Source organism: Nostoc sp. FACHB-892 (assembly GCF_014698795.1).
GTDB lineage: Bacteria > Cyanobacteriota > Cyanobacteriia > Cyanobacteriales > Nostocaceae > Nostoc.
The window spans coordinates 176,019-194,738 of the sequence record NZ_JACJTR010000008.1 but is presented as its reverse complement, the minus strand read 5'-3'; the positions used below and the strand labels follow the sequence as shown (position 1 = coordinate 194,738).

The 18,720-nt window shown below is 42.1% G+C and carries 12 protein-coding genes and 1 pseudogene; 3 read left to right on the top strand and 10 right to left on the bottom strand.

Annotated features, from left to right (window positions below):
* Window positions 1-3 precede the first annotated feature (3 nt).
* The 7 genes from H6G96_RS13630 to H6G96_RS13600 all read right to left on the bottom strand — a co-directional run bounded on the left by H6G96_RS13630 (window position 4) and on the right by H6G96_RS13600 (window position 10,874).
* A complete protein-coding gene (locus tag H6G96_RS13630; protein WP_347242228.1) occupies window positions 4-1,368 on the bottom strand; it encodes a hypothetical protein in 1,365 nt (454 codons plus the stop codon).
* Between the two features lie 63 nt (window positions 1,369-1,431).
* Window positions 1,432-1,749 (bottom strand): acyl carrier protein, encoded by a 318-nt coding sequence (locus H6G96_RS13625; RefSeq protein WP_190911945.1) that lies wholly within the window; start codon window positions 1,747-1,749, stop codon window positions 1,432-1,434.
* Between the two features lie 142 nt (window positions 1,750-1,891).
* The gene (locus tag H6G96_RS13620) at window positions 1,892-3,748 is read right to left on the bottom strand and encodes a fatty acyl-AMP ligase (RefSeq protein ID WP_190911944.1); all 1,857 of its coding nucleotides are present in this window, start codon (window positions 3,746-3,748) and stop codon (window positions 1,892-1,894) included.
* A 2,638-nt stretch (window positions 3,749-6,386) separates the two neighbouring features.
* Window positions 6,387-7,274 (bottom strand): pirin family protein, encoded by an 888-nt coding sequence (locus tag H6G96_RS13615; protein ID WP_190911943.1) that lies wholly within the window; start codon window positions 7,272-7,274, stop codon window positions 6,387-6,389.
* Window positions 7,275-7,505: 231 nt separating this feature from the next.
* Window positions 7,506-8,903 (bottom strand): ATP-binding protein, encoded by a 1,398-nt coding sequence (locus H6G96_RS13610; RefSeq protein WP_190911942.1) that lies wholly within the window; start codon window positions 8,901-8,903, stop codon window positions 7,506-7,508.
* Between the two features lie 31 nt (window positions 8,904-8,934).
* The gene (locus H6G96_RS13605; RefSeq protein WP_190911941.1) at window positions 8,935-10,599 is read right to left on the bottom strand and encodes an FAD-dependent oxidoreductase; all 1,665 of its coding nucleotides are present in this window, start codon (window positions 10,597-10,599) and stop codon (window positions 8,935-8,937) included.
* 65 nt (window positions 10,600-10,664) lie between these two features.
* The gene (locus H6G96_RS13600) at window positions 10,665-10,874 is read right to left on the bottom strand and encodes a hypothetical protein (RefSeq protein WP_190911940.1); all 210 of its coding nucleotides are present in this window, start codon (window positions 10,872-10,874) and stop codon (window positions 10,665-10,667) included.
* A gap of 133 nt (window positions 10,875-11,007) precedes the next feature.
* Here H6G96_RS13600 and H6G96_RS13595 point away from each other — a divergent pair, with 133 nt between their 5' ends.
* A complete protein-coding gene (locus H6G96_RS13595) occupies window positions 11,008-11,394 on the top strand; it encodes a hypothetical protein (protein WP_242063275.1) in 387 nt (128 codons plus the stop codon).
* Window positions 11,395-11,657: 263 nt separating this feature from the next.
* Here H6G96_RS13595 and H6G96_RS13590 read toward each other — a convergent pair.
* A pseudogene (locus H6G96_RS13590) lies at window positions 11,658-12,242 on the bottom strand (transposase); the annotation flags it as partial.
* Window positions 12,243-12,440: 198 nt separating this feature from the next.
* On the opposite strand from H6G96_RS13590, the gene H6G96_RS13585 reads away from it, so the two are divergent.
* Window positions 12,441-12,785 carry a hypothetical protein gene (locus H6G96_RS13585; protein WP_190911938.1) on the top strand — a complete coding sequence of 115 codons (345 nt, stop codon included), beginning with the start codon at window positions 12,441-12,443 and terminating at the stop codon, window positions 12,783-12,785.
* A gap of 243 nt (window positions 12,786-13,028) precedes the next feature.
* Here H6G96_RS13585 and H6G96_RS13580 read toward each other — a convergent pair whose 3' ends face one another.
* On the bottom strand, window positions 13,029-14,621 hold the full coding sequence (locus H6G96_RS13580; RefSeq protein ID WP_190911937.1) for an alkaline phosphatase D family protein: 1,593 nt from the start codon (window positions 14,619-14,621) through the stop codon (window positions 13,029-13,031).
* A 118-nt stretch (window positions 14,622-14,739) separates the two neighbouring features.
* Entirely contained in the window at window positions 14,740-15,534 is a 795-nt protein-coding gene (locus tag H6G96_RS13575) for a hypothetical protein (RefSeq protein ID WP_190911936.1), read from the bottom strand.
* A 473-nt stretch (window positions 15,535-16,007) separates the two neighbouring features.
* On the opposite strand from H6G96_RS13575, the gene H6G96_RS13570 reads away from it, so the two are divergent.
* Entirely contained in the window at window positions 16,008-18,440 is a 2,433-nt protein-coding gene (locus tag H6G96_RS13570; RefSeq protein WP_190911935.1) for an alkaline phosphatase PhoX, read from the top strand.
* Window positions 18,441-18,720: the final 280 nt, after the last annotated feature.

Genomic DNA, 18,720 nt, shown 5'->3' with positions numbered 1-18,720 from the left:
GCTCTACGCAGCAACAGAGCTAGCGAATTGCTTAAAGGCTATTTGATTACGTTTGATTGCCTTTTCTATCGATCCACCCTCAGCCATCACGCGCATTTCGCGGTTAACTGGCCACAGGTATTCAAGATGACCGAAGAAGCGTTTCAAATCATTCAGCAGAGTTTGCTGATACTTGAGATTGACATGGAAACCTTCGTGTTCTTGACACAAACACTTTTCCATCCAATGGAGTGCGTCTTCTTGGGACATTTTATTAAATAGAGGAGATGTCAACAGGCGATAATACGAAGGCATGAAATTTACATCATCCCGGAATGTAGCTGGTAGTGCCGCAGACAGTCCGCCCAAAAGTCCCCGTTGTAACAAAAAGATAACCGCGTTAGACAGCAACTTCTCGTATACTGTTGGCTTCGGAAAATCCTTATATACCTCTTGAGCAATGGTCTGAGACATTGTGGTGTGGAAGGCTTCATCCAACAAGTGATAATAAGATACAGCGATTGGATCTGGGATGAACTCACCTTTTTTATCTAAATCCCTGAACTGTTTGTAGTAGTTGTACTCGTATGCTTTTAACGACATATTTGCAACCATCCGCACCGAGTAATATTGAGCGGCTAAGAAGGGAGAGCTACCCCAATTTAAACTCAGGTATTTAAAGGCTGATGGAGATGCAGTGAGTCCAGCCAGTCCACCAGTGGTTGTCGGAATTGTGTCACCTTTTTCGTTCAAGTACTGTGAATAGTAGCCTCCCTTACCTGGATGCATCAGTTTGGTGAGAAAGCGAAAGGTGGAATTCTGAAGTGCTTCTTTATTGGGAAGTTCTGGTAATTTTGGCAGTAGATTTTTGTTAGTCTGGTTATTCAACTTTTTATGGAGAGGATTGCCAAGGGATTCTTTACCCAGTAAAGCAATCTTCGTTTTGTAACCAATTTTATGGAACGTGTTGATGTGGTAACGTTCCTGACTGGTTTCAAAGTCTAGCTCTTGGCAGAGAGTTTCATATCCGCCAACGTGAGCAAAAACACCAGATGTAATTTGGTTGTAGAGCATGGTGTTTGCTTCAGAAGATGCAGTATGTTGATACTGCCCCACCCAGTAAAGGTGGTTAAGAGCTAGTTTTTGGGAGTGAGAAGCTTGTTCGTAAAGAGGAGTCCCATATAGAGTAGAAAGCTGGCGATCGCCCCAGAAATGATCACCGTTGCGGCTATAGTCAAAGTTTTTACCCAGAGCTTCGATTTTCTCGGTGTAATCAGATTCTGTATTGTTCTGGTACGTTTTATCGATGACTTGAAAATGCTTCTTTTGTTTGTCCACTGGGACATTTACAACTTTGGGTTTCTCATTCAATAGATTAGCTGTAGTCACAATTTTCCTTCCTCTTAAATCAGGTATTTTCAAGTAAACCAAGTAAGATAGATTTCTAAGGCTTCAATTCAAATTGGCACTCAAATGGTTAACAAGTCCTTCGATAGTTGGGTAATCGTAAAGGAGGGTTGGATCAACCTCAGATCCTAACCAATCTTCTAAATCACCAGTTAAACCAATCGCTGCTGAAGAATCTAAACCATAGCGATCAAAGGGAATTGTAATATCAACTTCTTCGGGATCAACTTCCAGCAGTTCACCTAAATAAGAGATTGTCCAAGCTTGAATCTCTGCTGCTGTCCGTATCTGTTTGGGTGCATCGACTTTGTTAATCTCTGAAACTCTAGACATGGTGTTCACTTGAAGATTTTGCGTTTCCATTGTTTAGTCTTTCCTATGTATTGATGAAGGTGTATGCTTTGTGCAATAAGATTGTTACAAGTTGAATCAAGTAACTTATTTTGCCACTTTCAGCCTTTGACATGAGTTCCTAAAAACTGAACTTGTGAAGATGTAAGTTTGTTCATAGCTGTTTACCAGCTGTTAGTTTTCCTAACATAGAATCAACATCAGCTTGTAGATTGATAAACTTAGATTTGTTTTGAGGATTTTCACTCCAATCCTCTACAACATCTAAAGTTCCAGAAAGAAATGCACTCCGACAAGCTTGGCGGCGAATCTTGCCACTAGAAGTTTTGGGAATACTTCCAGTCTTGACGAGTACGCTAGCGAAAACTTCTAAACCGTGATGAGCAGCTACTGCTTGTCTGAGTTGTCCGATGACTTCTTGAACATTTAACTTTCGCAGATAACTCCGTTCTACTTCTTGAACAACAACTAGTCGTTCAGAATTCTTGAAATCAATAGCAAATGCTGCTCCACAACCGGCTCGCAGAGATGGATGACTTTTTTCAACAGTCAGTTCAATGTCTTGGGGATAATGATTTTGCCCTCTGACGATAATTACATCTTTGAGCCGCCCTGTAATAAACAACTCCCCATCTTGCAAAAATCCTAAGTCTCCCGTGCGAAGAAATGGGCCTGACACTGCACTATTGTTAACATTTGTATCTGCTAAGTATGCATTGAAAGTTTTTTCTGTCTCTTCAGGTTGATTCCAATAACCTTGAGCAACACTCGGCCCAGCTACCCAGATTTCTCCCACTTGCTCAGGATCGCAGAGGGTTAATGATTGGGGATCAACAATGATCACCTTCTGATCAGAAGGACTTTGCCCACAACCTACTATTATCTGGCTATCTTTGCGGCCGTCGGGCTGCTTGACAATTCGATTTTGCTCTAATGCTGCTTTTTCTACGTTGCAAGTGATTGGTAAAGCTGTTTTCTCACCCCCGGTTACTATCAGAGTAGTTTCTGCCATACCGTAGCAGGGATAAAATGCTTCCTTGCGGAAGCCACAAGGTGCAAAAGTAGAAGCAAACTGCTCCAAAGTCTCAGCCCGGACAGGTTCAGCACCAGTAAAGGCAACTTCCCAACTGCTGAGATCGAGAGTCGCTAACTGTTCGGGTGTCACCTTGCGAATGCAGAGGTCATAAGCAAAGTTTGGCCCACCACTCGTTGTAGCTTTGTAGCGGGATATTGCTTGCAACCAGCGAATTGGTTTTTGGAGAAACTCAACTGGAGACATGAGAATGCAAGGAACCCCTAAATATATGGGCTGCAACACATTTCCAATGAGTCCCATGTCATGGAAAACAGGCAACCAACCAACAACAATAGTTTTGTCTGTATGTCCAAAGGCTTTCTCGATCATCCGCTCGTTATGCAGCAGATTCCCATGAGTGATCATTACGCCCTTTGGTGTTCCTGTAGAGCCAGATGTGTATTGGAGGAAAGCTAAGGTATTACCGTTGAGTTCCGGCGGTTGCCATGCTTGGGCTAGATCGTTACTCAAGCCATCGGTAGCTAGCCAATGCAATCCAGAAAGTTCTAAATCCTCTTCATTGAAGCTGGTTTGCAGGCTATGCAAAAGAGATTGAGAAGTAAGTACAACCTTGGCTTGGGCATCTGCCGCTATAGCCTGCAACCTGGACAACTTTTGATTTCGTCTAGGTGGATATGCAGGAATAGCAACAACGCCGGCATATAAACATCCAAAGAAAGCAGCAATAAACTCTATACCCGGTTGATATAGGAGCAAAGCACGTTCGCCAACTAGATTTAAAGATTGCAGACTAGCTGCGATCGCTTGCGCTTGCAAATGTAGCTCTTTATAAGTCAACGATAGTGCTTCTGTCTCTGTACTTTGTAAAAAAGTATAAGCTTTCTGTTCAGATTGATTTTTTGCTCTGTAAGTCAGCAATTCTACTAACGTTGAAAAATGGTGCTGCGTTATCAAACTATTAGAATCAGTACTCATTTAATGTACCTCTCTCTATACTATTACAGTTCTCTTTGTAAGGCAGACATATTAAATCTGTGCCAAAAATCTGGATTTATAACAGGTTTTTTAACACATCTTTAAGATGTTTGTGTTAATAAGATTAATTCACCTAAGCTTATAGGTTCTATTCTGTCTGTAGGCTTACTTTACAAAATTTATTTTTTACTTTCTAGATTTAGGTTACTCTTATTTCTTTTATAAGTCAATATATTCGATAGAATAAATTGATAGGTTTACGTAAAATTTATATTTGATTATTTTGATTTTTATACTCTTTAAAAGCTAAAACTTTGCATGAAAAATCAAAACCTAATACACCAATTAGGCTGTCGCATTTTAATTTAATTAGCTTCTTACAGCTAATTTAAAATTAGTTAACAAAAGTATTTGAGCCTATAAACTATGCATACAGCTGGTTCTAGTTGTAAGTATTCGCTCAAATTACTAAATACCTGCTATTTGTTTTGCTATAAATTTATTTCAAAAATATTGTTTTGTCATTGTAAACCTCATTCTTAAATAGTGACCTTGATCATTTGATTTGCTCATAAATATATGTTTTTTAATTCAAATTCTATTACAAACTCTGTTTTACCCACTTTAAGCATAAATCAGTTAACATTTGTATTTCTGTAATTTAATTACTAATTATTTGCAAATACTAAATAACTTTAGTAGTTGCAATTAACTAGGGCAATTTCTAAGTTAATAACGGCAATTGGCGTTGTATACAACTAAGTTTGTGAACAATATTTATTCTGTCCTATATTGCAATCTTGGTAATCTTAATAAAGTTCTTAGAATGAAAAATTCAGTCTGGGATCACACCGCTTAAAAGATTGCAGATACTTGGTACAGTTATCCGATGCTGGCGTGAGTTACCACAACAAGCCAGCAATAAATCCCAAAGTTCAGTGCGAAAGAATAAGCGATCGCGAATTGATACTCGAAGAATATAGATAGCACTTACTCATCTTCAAAAACGGGCTACAGGATTAAAAATTTTGATCTCTGCTTTCTATGTACATATCTTGCTTGGAATGCAACTATCCTGCTTTAACTTGAAAGAAATCATCAATGCGTGAACAAGTAATTCCCGCATATGTCTATTTCTCTTGATTGGAGGTGCATAGGTTATCAAGAATCTACAGAATTCAGATTTGCTAACCTAAGTTGCTAGTTATTGAATTTCGCGTTTTTAGCAAAATGTATGTATGTTGCCACATAAAAATTTACATTAGCAAATTTTATCTATTAAAACCCAAAATTAAGCCTCTTTGAGGTTCTAAAGATTGTAGCTAGCACCTACGTTAGCGAGAAAATGAGCCTAGCGTGTTAAGATTTAAAAACGCTAATTTCGTGGCGAATTTGCAATTTTTTAATTAATAGAGAAAGGAATTTATATATTAAGCCAAAATTTCGGTTATTAAGGCAAAATTCTAGTTTTAGTACTACATTTGTCAAACAATCAGTATTGTAAGCCTTATACCTTACAAAAGGTTGCTTAACTGAAGGTTGATTTTGAGGGAGTTTAAGTGTCATAATTGAAATTAGTTGTAGTTCATGGTAAAAGAGCAGTTGCACGAAAGTGCAGCAGCTAAATTCTGAATTTCTCTTGCCCGAGATTTTGCAGAAAAATGCACAAAAAGCTAACCCACAAAGGTTAATTTTTTAGCAGCCTGATAAACAACTAAAACTGGGATGATCCCTCTAGTACTTTCGGAGGCTAGGGGGAAATGTCCTGGTTTAAGTCATAACTTAGATTTTACCTTGGTAGCATTTTAGATGTTTAAAGGTAAATCCAAATTTACTATGGCTTTTAGTTGATTTTTGTAGGAGAGCTACTATCTCAAGTAAACATTACAGCGATCTTATCTAAAGATATCATGTGTATCTAAGGATATAATGTCATGGTTAACAACTGCTACCTTTGAATAGATCCCTTAAAAACGAAAAATTAGCACATTAGGTAAATGAAATACTTATTCGTAAAGGAGAATCTGGGAAAAGGGAGATTAGCACTGTTAATCAATTAAGCAAAGTCATTTTTTCATCCTTACTACTTGCGTGTGTATCGTTAATGTTTTTAGAGAAATCACCTTTAACAATACAGCTATTTGACGGTTAATGCAACACTTTTTAAGTAAGATTACTAGGTTTGAAGAAGCAGCCTTCTTAAATGTTGACAAATGAGACGTATTTGATTCTTGTAAAAGGATAAACCTAAAGCTATAGGGATATTTTACAAGTTTAATTTTCTCTTTTTAAGATTTAAACTTTTATTACTATTTTATTTATCTACCTATAGATATAGAAGATTAGGTTTGCTTCTATAACTAAAGGCATAGAATATATTAACTTTATTGGGTAATCAAGAATACAAAACCAGCAGTGGCTAATGTATTTTAACTAACTCAGTAAATAAGTAAGCACGAAAAAACCTAACTATAAACCGATACCACTATTAAAGGAGGCAGTTATTGCTAGAGGAGCAAATCAGTTGGGGATTCAGTACAAGTCAGCGAACCACCTAACGCGTTGCTTCATGAGTTGCGACCAGTATAAAACCGACCGCAGGGATACTTCTACACAGATTTCTTTGACGGCAACAGTGTCAAGAAAAAGGATTAGCTTCTGTCACTACTTCTGGCAGTGGAATAAACTCTGTTTCATCTGGCACAGAAGCAAAGCGGCAGTCGCGCCAATCAGTTTTAGCTTGCTCTATTCGCTCTGATCGGCTAGAAACAAAATTCCACCATTTGTAGCGTGTACCTAACGGCTCACCCCCAATAACAATACACCGAGCAGCGGCAGTAGCAGAAACCTTGATCTGCTCGCCTGGTTGTAGGATAGCGAGACGATATTGCTCTATTGGTTCATCATTAATCCTCAATCCTTCTGTGACACTGTATACTGCTCTTTCTGAATAATCAGTAGGAATAGTGAAGTGAGCATTGGCAGACAACACTCCATCTAAATAGAGGATAGGTGAGAAAACTTTCACAGGTGAAGCGTAGCCAAGTGTTTTTCCCGCGATCAGTTTGATGAGAGCGCCATTCTCTTCCCAAGTAGGAAGGATTTCAGCAGGATAGTGAATAAAGTTTGGCTCGGTTTCTTCGTGTTCAACAGGCAGAGCCACCCAAGTTTGAATGCCATGAATGATGGCTTCATTATAACGATCATGGTCGGGCGATCGCTCTGAATGTACAATTCCCTTTCCAGCTGTCATCCAGTTCACTGCACCTGGTTGGATTTCTTGCACGGTACCCAAACTATCACGATGCATCAAAGCACCATCAAATAAATAAGTCACCGTTGCAAGATTGATATGGGGATGTGGTCGGACATCAATGCCTTGATTGGGGGGCATAACCGACGGGCCAAGATGATCAAAAAAGATAAACGGCCCAACCATTTGGCGATTAGGATATGGTAAACTGCGGCGGGCAAAAGACTCACCCAGATTTTTAATTTCGGGTTCAATCAGTTGGAGGATTGTCATAAGTCATAAGGTAAATGCTAAAATTATTATAAGTATATATACTTGAAAACAAGCTGACCTTTTTAGGCCGTCAACAGTCTTTCGTGTTATCCCATCCCCTTTTAGAGGATGTTTGAAAAGTCTTCTTGTCGGTATCAAAAGTTCTAGATATTAACTGGAACAGAATCGAAGCTAGCTTTTTACGTCAACCCCATGTCCAGCAATTAATAAAAGCGCCGCCAGATAAATGATTCATTGATTTGACAAAGGCAAGCAGATGGTGAAACAAGTTCTACCTGGCTGCGACTCAAATGAGAGCGTACCGTGATGACGATTTTCTACAATCCGGCGAACGGTTTCTAAACCGAGTCCTGAACCACGCCCTACTGATTTGGTAGTGAAGAAAGGTTCAAAAATGCGGGTTTTAATTTCAGGTGGAATTCCACTACCAGAATCGATGATGTCAATATGGGCAAAGCGATCGCAATGGTGTGTTGTAATTTCTAGCACTCCTTTACCCTCCATTGCATCAATGGCGTTGTCAATTAAGTTTGTCCACACCTGATTCAGTTCGCTGCCATAAGCCAGGATTCTAGGAATATGTTGATCGTAATTGCGTTGTACTTGGATGCCGCACTTGAGTTTATGAGCAAACAATCGCAGGGTATCTTCTAAAGCTTGATGTACATTTACTTCTTGCTGAACGCCTTGATCGAGGTAAGAATAAGACTTCATCGCTTGCACAAGTTCGGAAATCCTTTCGGCTCCTCGCAAACCATGTTTAATCATCGACATGACTTCAAAAGAGAGCGATAGCCAGTGCAATCCCATTTCACGCAATTCAGTGCCGTCATTGCGCCAACGTTCCATGAGATGATCTAAAGTTTCGACCTCAATGCCGCCTTCTGCTAAAGGTTCTGCTAATTTCCATGCCTGCTTCACACCATAATCTTCTAACCAATCCAGCAACATGGTTTCGCGATCGCTTAGTGTCACTGGATCTAGACGATTATTTAAAATCGCATCATAGCCTTGATCGCGCAATCTCAACCAGTCTTGAGTATGCGCTTCCTCAACGTTGCGTTGCCCATAAACTAAGTTCATTCGTTGTAGCTCTAAGATCGCGGCTGGCATTTCTCCTAAAGTCCGAACAAGGGCTGAGGCTGGGTTGTTAAGTTCATGAGCTAGACCGGCGGCAAGTGTCCCTAAAGCTGCCATTTTTTCTCGCCCCCGAATGAAAGATTCTAGTCCCCGCAGACGACGTTCCATAATGCGGAAGACCATCCGCTCAAAATCACGACATTCATGCAGCAGCTTACGGAAGTCGTCTGGCTTAACTTCATAGAGGTAGCAATCTTTGAATGCTCGCATTGTCACAGGTGCAGGCTCATCTGTGAGGACTGGAATTTCACCAAAAAAGGATGGGGCTTCGTGTTGCCCAATGGGAATTTCAACTCCTTCAGTGCGGCGGGTAATATTCATTTTTCCTTTGACTAGGATAAATAAGCCGCGTCCAGAGTCTCCCTCATGCACCAACACTTCTCCGGCACGAAGTTCAACTGTACCAGCGCGATCGCACACCCACTCCAATCGCTCTTTAGGAAGCCGTTGAAACGGGTCTAAGTTGATCAAGTCTTCAATACACAACATTAATCAATCTCCTTAGTTTTTCCCGATCTAGCTAAACATTGCTTAAATAGCGGTGAACAAATTGAATGGCGATCGAACCTTCACCCACACCGGATGCCACCCGCTTAATTGACCCGGAACGGACATCTCCGGCTGCAAATATGCCAGGAACGCTGGCTTCTAGTAAGAAAGGTGAGCGTTCCAAACCCCAACCTGGATGAGGTTTGCCATTGTGCATCAAGTCGGGGCCTGTGATTATGAATCCCTGAGCATCGCGTCGAACAACACCATCGAGCCAATCAGTTTTAGGGCTAGCACCGATGAAGATAAAAAGCGATCGCGCTGGTACGGTTTCAGTTTGTCCAGTCTTGGCGTGTTTAATCACAATTTCTTCTAAAGAATCATCTCCCTTCACTTCCACAACGCTACAACTTGTGCAAACTTGGATATTTTCAGTAGCCGCAATCTGGTCAATCAAGTATTGGGACATACTCAATGAAAGCGATTCTCCCCGCACCAACATGATCACTTTGCTGGCATACTTAGAAAAGTGCATTGCTGCCTGTCCGGCAGAATTTGCCCCACCTATTAAGTAAACTTCTTCATTGGTACAGGCGATCGCTTCAGTCATAGCAGCACCGTAATAAACTCCTGCCCCTGTCAGCTTCTCGGCTCCTGGGACATTTAACCAACGGTAGGAAACGCCAGTTGCAACTAAAAGTGCATGGCAACTAATCTCGCTGCCATCGGCCAATTGTAGAACCCGATAAGGATCTTGTAGCTTGACTCCAGTTACTACTTGAGGAGTGAGAATTTCTACCCCAAATCGCCGCGCCTGAGTGACTCCCCGCCTGGCCAAATCGCTGCCGCTTAAGCCAATAGGAAACCCCAGATAGTTTTCAATGCGTGAACTCGTACCTGCTTGTCCACCTGGTGCTTCACGCTCAATTAAGACAGTACTCAATCCTTCAGAAGCTCCATAAACGGCGGCTGCTAGCCCAGCAGGGCCACCACCCACGATCGCTAAGTCATAAAATGGGCGCTCTGCCTGGGTTTGCAGTCCGATTTTGGCAGCAATCTCTAAATTCGATGGTTGGATTAATCGGGAACCATCGGGAAACAGCACCAAGGGTAATTGCTGTCTGCCATCAGCTTCTGCGTATTCTACTAATTTTGCTGCATCCGGCTCCAGTTCAATATCCAACCACTTATAGGGAATCTGGTTACGCGCTAGAAAGTCTTTCACCTGATGGGAAAAAGGCGACCAGCGATTACCAATGACTCGAATCCCTTCAAAGGGTGGGCGGAATCCAGCTAGCCAGTCATCTAACAAATCATCTAAAATCGGATATAATCTTTCTTCTGGTGGATTCCAGGGCTTAAGTAAGTAGTAATCAAGTCTGGCACTATTAATTGACTTAATTGCAGCATCCGTATCTGCATACGCCGTCAGCAAAGCACGTTTCGCATCAGGAAAGATGCCTTTTGCTTGTTCAAGGAACTCCACACCTCCCATCTGTGGCATTCTTTGATCCACCAAGAATAGAGCAACTGCTTCATTCCGTAATTTGAGTTGCTGCACCGCGTCCAGAGCAGTAATACCGGAATCTGCGCGGACAATGCGGAAGCGATCGCCATACTGATGCCGCAAGTCTCGTGACACTGCTTGCAACACTTCTGGATCATCATCGACAGTTAAAATTGCAGGTTTCGCCATAACTACTGTTACTTAACAATTGCTGTGCCTAAGCTGTTGTCTTCAAAAACTTGTCGCCAAAAAATCTATTCTTCAATCAATTTCTTTAAACGAAAGTATGCCTCTTCTGGTGTCAGTGCTTCTGATTTACTTTCATTAGGTATATAAAATACCCAGGTATCAGGAAAGTAATGCACCACAAAGCTGGGAATCAAACCCAAGCTTACTGCTTGCTTTCCGAGTTTCTCAGCTTGTTCTTCTAAACTCAGTTGGTCATGAAATGGGTGTTCAGCCATACTTTTCCATCTCCCTACACTTTATATAGATCATCCCGCATGAGTTAGTGCGAAAGTGTACCCCGCAGCTAAAATTTATGTTTTAAAGTGGGAAATAGTTTGATAAACAGCGTTTGTTAACAAACCAATGAAAATGTTAGGGTTCCTTCTGCCAGTCCTGTTGCTGCTAGGTACGCCTGCGATCGCAGTCGAGTTGAAAGGCCAGAATATCGATGGTCAAAAGTTGCCTGCGAGAGCTTACTATTATGCAACTGGTGGGGTTTATAAAGTTCAGGTACGCTTTCATAAAAAACGAGCCACAATTTACTTTGATGACGGCAACCAAATAACTATACAGCTGAACCAACAGGTAATCACTGACTCAAACAATATTGAAGGTTTTGGAAAAATAGGGCAATATCCTGTAAATAATATATTCAGTGTTGGGTTGGTATATGACAATAATTGGCCCAGCACGAGTGATAGTCAATTGCAACAGCCCAATCCGCTAGAGGGGTTGTGGAAAATTAGTTTGGAGTGAAGCTCAAAGCCGTGGTAGTCAATGAAGAAGGCAGGGGGCACTCTACTGCCGAGGCAAGGTCGGATCAAGTTATCCGGAAACTTCTCAACGTCTCCCCTTTATCAGGTTTCTGCGATGCGATCTGCTTTGCAGCAACGCTAGGCTAACGCCTCGCTTCGCTAACGTGATCGCTTTGGGCCCCTACTCATCCCTACTCAATCTTCCAATTAGGCGTATAACCAGAATTGACACTCCCCGCGATAAATCGACGGGGATTCTTGAATCTAAGACATAACTTGCTCTTGCAGGTTTTCACCAACGAGAGTAGAGGTTTCATCTCCCCAAGCGTTGCTTGCGTCTAGCGCAAAGGTTCCTGTATGCCCTACAGTACCCAATCCTCGACTAAGGATTATTCTTGCTGCGTTTTCATCCCTATCCATTACACATCCACAAGAACATACGTGCGTTCTGGTGGATAGAGTTTTCTTCACGATTCCGCCGCAGCTAGAGCATTCAAGGCTTGTGTATTGCGGATTAACCGCAACCGTGACTCTTAAAAATACTTTTCCAAAATATTCAACCCAGACACGAAACTGATACCAAGATGCATCATTAATAGACTTGGCTAAACAGTGATTTTTCACCATATTTTTAATCCTCAAATCTTCATAGGCGATCAAGTCGTTTGACTGAACTACGCACCGTGCTAATTTCACAGCATGGTCTTTACGTTGCCTACTTATTTTGAGGTGGCGTTTACCTAAAATCTGTCTTGCCTTGCCTCTGTTTTTTGAACCTTTCACTTTTCTAGAAACTCGACGTTGTGAACGTTTAAGAACCTTTTCTCCGACACGAAGAAACTTAGGGTTCTCGATCATAGGAATAAATTCAGCTATTCGCTTATATCCCCCGCATGAATGACGGGGGCTTTACGCTTCACGGCTCGATAACTTGGCTATACATTTGCAAGACCGATGCAGAAATACGTCCTGAGAGTTTTGCGATCGCCCATAGCGCTCTTGTAAAATCATTTTCAATTGTTGAGAATTCGCAAAAGAAAAAAGTTTATGGCAGATAAGTCCGGTCAAGACCCCTCGGAAATCACAGTGGCAACGGTTGATGAAGAACGAAAAGGCACAACTTTCAGCGGTACGGTCATCCTTGGTATAGATCCTGAGGGTGGGGCAGTCCTTTTCTTTAGAGACTTTTTAATTGAAGATTATAAAGGCGAACTTACCGCAAATCTTGCAACAGATGGCGATATAAGGAAAAGCATTGATTTAGGCGAACTCGATCATAAAAGCCCCAGTTTTAAGCTGCCAATTCCGCTGGGAACGGATACATTACCCTACAATACAGTCGTGTTGAGCGACAAAAAAAGCAAGAAAAAAATCCTGACGATCAATCTATAAAATTTGTAACTTAGCTCGTAGTTCAGCCAAATTCGATTGCCCTCCTGTATATATCTCAAATGGGTTCTATACATAAATGTATTGGCTCTGGAACAAAGACGTATTATTTCTCGCGCTTGTGCGCCTCGAAATAAATGTTTCTATCCTACGCATAAATAAATTTAGGGGCTTGAATGCCCAAAAACTCCATCCCTTTGTGGGTGGAGTTTTTCATTTTGAGGCTGATGTTGCATTGCCAGACTACTAGACTTGCGCTACAACTCCCTGATTTGGCAACTCGAAAGAAGCTGCTGTAATGACAGGTGCATTTGGATCTGACACTGTAATTTCAGTAGGTTGAGACTGAGGCAGCAGTCGGTAGTCAGTACGCCAGCGATCGCGGTTGAGATCGCAGCGAACATAACCGCGCAGTCTACCATTGAAATATTTCACCCACGGGTTCTGTGGCAATGCTGCTTCTACGTCAAATGTCCAGGGACAACCTGAACTGATCGAAGTACCGACAAACTCAGTCGCTACTGTTTGTGAGTTGGGGTCGTCAAAGTTAGCCTTAAGGTCATTAACCCAGCTAGAATGCCAGTCACCAGTAATGACTACGGGGTTTGAGGGGCGGCGTTGCTGGATGAAACCGAGAATGCGATTGCGAGAGGCAACATAACCGTCCCATTGGTCAAGGTTGAAGACTTTTTCAGCTCCAGTATTGTAGTCAAACTGAGCCATGATAGTCTGTTGTGCAATGACGTTCCAGCGTGCGCCAGAGCGATTTAGTCCCTCAAACAGCCACCGCTCTTGCTCGGAACCAGTCATTGTGGCAGTTGGAGCAGTAGCTTCAGCGCATCGCGGCTTACGTCCATCACCACAGGGCTGATCGGTACGGTACTGGCGGGTATCTAGGACATTGAATTCAACGAGGTCGCCAAAAGTCAACCGTCGGTAGAGCTGCAAATCAAGACCTCTAGGCTTTGAGAAGTCCCGCAGTGGCATGTGTTCGTAGTATGCCTGAAAAGCAGCAGCACGACGGGCAAGGAACACCGAGCGTGATTGTACTTCGGGGTCTTGAGGGATTTCGTCTGCCCAATTATTATCAACTTCGTGGTCGTCCCAAGTGACTAGCCAAGGAAATGCCGCATGAGTTGCTTGTAGATGTGGGTCAGTCTTGTAGAGAGCGTGACGGTTTCGATACTCCTGCAAGGTAAATGGCTCACCATTGCCATCGTGCGATCGCGGCGCAGTTGTACTTGGCGCGCCTTCATAAATATAATCACCGAGGTGAACCACTAGGTCTAAATCCTCTTGAGCCATATTTTTGTAGGCGGCATAATAACCACTTTGCCAGCTTTGACAGGAAGCGAAGGCAAAGCGGAAGCGCTCAACGCGATCGCGCGGGTTAGGAGCAGTACGAGTTCGCCCGATTGGACTAACTTCATTGCCCACCCTAAACTGATACCAATACCAACGGGCGGGTTGTAATCCTTGCACTTCTACATGAACAGAGTGGCCAAATTCTGGAGTAGCCATCTGTGTGCCACTGCGGACAACTTGCCGCATCTTTTCGTCGGTAGCAACCTGCCACTGCACTGGAACATTATATTGTGGCATCCCACCACCATTGAGCGGATCGGGAGCTAAACGTGTCCACAGCACTACATTATCTGGAAGTGGTTCACCGGAAGCGACACCTAGACTAAAGGGATAATTAGAAAATCGGGGCTGGGCGAGAACTTTATTAGGCCATTGATTGGCGATCGCCAAACCAGTTAAGGCTCCAGTCCCAATCAAAACTTGTCGCCGTCTCACCCGATTTGATAACAAGCGATCAAAGTTCAAGTTCTGCATATACTCCCCTTATTGTCGCGTTTGGATCACAGCAAAGTGTAACAGCTTAACTTTAATGCTTCTTTGCAATCAGGTTAAGCGTTGATTATTCCAATAAAATCCTAATTTTCTACCTAAATTAATAGCGCGATTTCTGACTATGTTTGAGCGCAGAAAATAGTCCTACAATTCCCAAAATTAACAGGCTGAATGTTGAATTTGTTTCGGGAACAGCTTGCACTTTATCGACAAGCAGTCCTGAAACTATTGTTGGTTCACCTACATCTACAACTCCAACGCCTAAAGTATATTCTCCATCAGTTGGTAGGGTAAAGGAAAAAGTTTTAAATCCGGTTTCTTCAAAAAAGTTGGAATCAGAATCTCTAGCCAAAAAATCTGTAGTGGTATCTGCTAATCTGAAAAATAAGTTTTGAGAATTATTACTCACAGTTGCGAAAGCGAAATCATTAAAATTAGGATTGCTATTATCGCCAATTGATTCATTGGTAAGGAAGTTCCAAGCAAAAGATAAGGTTTCTCCTGCTTGTGCTGTGAATGTTTGTTTAATAGCAGAACCTTCAATCGCATCTGTTAGAAAGTCTTCTCCAAAGAAGGATGATACATCTAAAAAGTTCTCTAATGAGTTTTCAGCAATCCCTGTGATGTAGGTAGCAGGAGCGGCACTTCCTCCTATAACTTCTCTACCATTTTCGTCAACACCAACTACTTCATTATAAGCAGTTGATAGAAAAGCTTGAGAATTTCCTTCTACTGTTTTGCTCCCGAAAGCTGAAGTCTCTATTCTGTAATCGCCTAACGTTTGCCAATTGTCAAAGCTATTTTCAAAGCCACCGTTGATGATTGCAGCTACAGCAGCATTAGGTAGAGCCAAACTTGCAAAGATACTAACAGTAGCGGAAATAACTATATTCATTATTTACTCCTTAATTTTTAGCTTCAACTTTCAATACTGTATTTTTTATGGGTATTTACATAAAAATTCACTGCAAAAACTATCTATAACTCAAATTAAAAAGTAGAAGGTTAAAAAAACTTTAAGTAGACATTAAAAATAACAAGCTATCCAATAAACATCCTTGAGGTAGAAATATAGTTATTTCTTAAGATTGATGTTATTGGTAAAGGTATACCTACATAGTTATGAATGTAAATTAATATTCTTTATGCCGAATAGTTGCAAAATTAAAAGTAATTAGTAAGTCTCCAGAACAATATTAATTACTGCTATATCTGCATCTTTGTTAATATCAATCGAATGAAAATCCCAGTTACTAGATGCAGCAAATACTCAACTGATAACGATGGATAAAATTAATCATTTCTAGAGAAGAAATGGTAAAAATTTTAGGCTAATCATTTCCGCTATTCCTAACAAGAGGTAACCTAATGACTAAATTTACACGTAGACAGTTACTCGCTTTCTTTGGTGCAAGCGCTGGTGCAACTGTCCTAGTTCCTGCTTTTGGAGAAAAACTTTTGGGCGGTAATGCTGCTAATGCGGTTCAACCCTTAAAATTTACCCCAATTCGGTTGCCCCATCCTTTACCGATTTACACACAACAAACAAGCTACTTACCAACAGGAATTGGGCAAGGAAGTGTATTACAACCCTCTGCTAATGCCCAGTTAAGTAGCTATAGCATAGTAGATGATGTTGTGGTTCCACCGGAATACGAACGGTATGTGATTGTGAGTTGGGGCGATCGCGTTTTTCCAAATCAAGAAGATTACTTTGGCTACAATAGCGACTACACCAGCTTTATTCCCATTGATGGTAGAAGCCCCAATGACGGCTACCTTTGGAACAATCACGAATACATCTCCTACCCATTTTCTACAACTGTACCTGGCTTTTTAACTGATAGCGGTTTAGGAGGATTCCCCACATCTTACCCCCTAATCATTGGTCGAGATTTACCAGAAGACAGAACTAATATCGAAGTCTTGGGTGAATTCATGTATAACATTGGTGGCTCTGTTGTGCGGATTGCCCGCCCAAATCGCAGTGGCCGCTTTGCTGTGGTTCGTGACCCGAATAACCGCCGCATTCACGGACTTTCTGGTTTAGCAATTAATCGCGATCGCACTGATAATTATAAAAACATCACATCTTGGGGTGGCAGAAGTTACCAGCGAGGAGATAACAATTATCTGATTGGTACTGGACCAAGTGCGACAGAAGTTTTCCCCCTCAGTTCTGACGGACTCGGTAACAAAATCATCGGCACCGGATTTAACTGTTCTGGGGGTACAACTCCTTGGGGAACTGTTTTGTCAGCCGAAGAAAACTTTCAAGCCAGTCCAAGCTCTTTTGTCGGAGTTCAGGAACTTGTCAAGCCCAATGGCACACAAACAAGCTACATCGAAGGCACAACAGGCGCTACATTTGGCTTAGTTGGTGAAAAATACGGCTGGATGGTAGAAATCGATCCATCGAATCAAAGTTTCCGCCCACGCAAACATACTGCTTTAGGTCGCTTCCGTCATGAAAATATCGCTGTGCGTGCGAAAGCTGGGAAACCATTAGTGGGTTATATGGGAGATGATCGACGCGGCGGGCACACTTGGAAGTTTGTCAGTTCTGGTACAGTTACAAATCCCACTGATAAAAACAATAGTCGCTTATTTGAAAGCGGCACTCTATATGTCGCCCGTTACAATCCCAACGGTACAGGACAATGGATACCTCTCAAACTAAATACGCCGACAAATCCGATTCCACCTTCAACTCTTGCTTCTGTAGAAATTGCCGCATTAGGACAGGCTTCTAATAATGGTAATACTCGGCTACCTAAACGCAGTGGGATTTTAGGACAAACTGAAAATGGTGGATCAATTGTTGTCACGATAAAAACAGTTACTGATTCAGGCGGAACTATTAGCTCTTATGGTGAGACTGAAGCTTTACCTGCCTATAAGGGTAAGAAGTTGTCAGATTTCTACACGAGCCAGGGTGCGGTATTAGTTGATGCTTTTTTAGCTGCTAATCTCATCGGCGGAACTCCAACGGCTCGTCCTGAAGACATAGAAATCAATCCGAGAAATCATAACGAAGTCTTTATCGCTTACACAGATGGTGCGCCATCAGGAGATGGATATCCTGATTCACGAATCTTTGTAGTTTCCAAGTATAGTGCTAAAGTCAACGCTGCTCAACCTTCAGGGGAACTTTTTAAGATTATCGAAGATAGTGCTGATGGCACAGGTACAACCTTCCGTTGGCAGCGATTTGCTAAAGGTGGTGAAGCGGGAGCAGAACCGGGAGATGGCTTTGCTAATGTAGATAATTTAGCATTTGATAGCCAAGGTAACATTTGGGGTGTCACTGATATGTCTACTGAAGCGCACAATGGTTTCAGCACAGGCGCTAACCCAGAAGTATTACGGGTAGACCATCGGGTAGTGGGTTCTAATTCACCCAGTGCGGATGATTCTAATTTTAATGTCAGAACTTCTAACCTGATTGGGGTTTTTGGCAATAACTTTCTTTTCTTCATTCCCACCAGTGGCCCTGATGCTGGAGAAGTTGTACCTTTTGCTTATGGGCCACCACGCTGTGAGTTGACCGGGCCTACTTTCGTTGGCGATACACTGATTATTTCAGTGCAGCATCCTGGAGAAGAAGTACCATTCACCCCTCAGCAAACTCTCAGCCGAGATATTGAGATTTTGAACTTGGATGGTACTTTGTTTACTCAAAAACGCAGTGTACCTCGTGGTAGTAATTGGCCCAGTAACATTGAAGGGAATTCTGACGGGCCACCGCGTCCAAGTGTGATTGGGATTCAACGCAAACAATCAAGCGGTCGCTTTGTTTAGGGACATCCAAAAATTAAATTACTCAATTCCTGTGTTCAATGGGACTGTCCGATTTCTTTAGGACTTACGCACTGAAGCCTGAAACCTAGATCCCCCCTAGCCCCTCTTTTTGAGGGGGTTAGGAGGGATCAACAAGTGCCTAAAATCACAGCCAAAGACTTTTCAAACAAACTCTTAGTGGGTGTATGTCTGTGGTGTGCGATTTGTTGGTAGCAGTGTAGGTCATCGAATGCTACACCAGCCTCCGGCAATGTGAGAGCTTTTGCACAGCGATCGCTTA

Coding starts and splice junctions, on each gene's coding strand:
- H6G96_RS13575 (WP_190911936.1), bottom strand. CDS start 15,534: ATGAATATAGTTATTTCCGCTACTGTTAGTATCTTTGCAAGTTTGGCT.
- H6G96_RS13570 (WP_190911935.1), top strand. CDS start 16,008: ATGACTAAATTTACACGTAGACAGTTACTCGCTTTCTTTGGTGCAAGC.
- H6G96_RS13610 (WP_190911942.1), bottom strand. CDS start 8,903: ATGTTGTGTATTGAAGACTTGATCAACTTAGACCCGTTTCAACGGCTT.
- H6G96_RS13605 (WP_190911941.1), bottom strand. CDS start 10,599: ATGGCGAAACCTGCAATTTTAACTGTCGATGATGATCCAGAAGTGTTG.
- H6G96_RS13615 (WP_190911943.1), bottom strand. CDS start 7,274: ATGACAATCCTCCAACTGATTGAACCCGAAATTAAAAATCTGGGTGAG.
- H6G96_RS13580 (WP_190911937.1), bottom strand. CDS start 14,621: ATGCAGAACTTGAACTTTGATCGCTTGTTATCAAATCGGGTGAGACGG.
- H6G96_RS13595 (WP_242063275.1), top strand. CDS start 11,008: ATGTTAGGGTTCCTTCTGCCAGTCCTGTTGCTGCTAGGTACGCCTGCG.
- H6G96_RS13625 (WP_190911945.1), bottom strand. CDS start 1,749: ATGGAAACGCAAAATCTTCAAGTGAACACCATGTCTAGAGTTTCAGAG.
- H6G96_RS13600 (WP_190911940.1), bottom strand. CDS start 10,874: ATGGCTGAACACCCATTTCATGACCAACTGAGTTTAGAAGAACAAGCT.
- H6G96_RS13585 (WP_190911938.1), top strand. CDS start 12,441: ATGGCAGATAAGTCCGGTCAAGACCCCTCGGAAATCACAGTGGCAACG.
- H6G96_RS13620 (WP_190911944.1), bottom strand. CDS start 3,748: ATGAGTACTGATTCTAATAGTTTGATAACGCAGCACCATTTTTCAACG.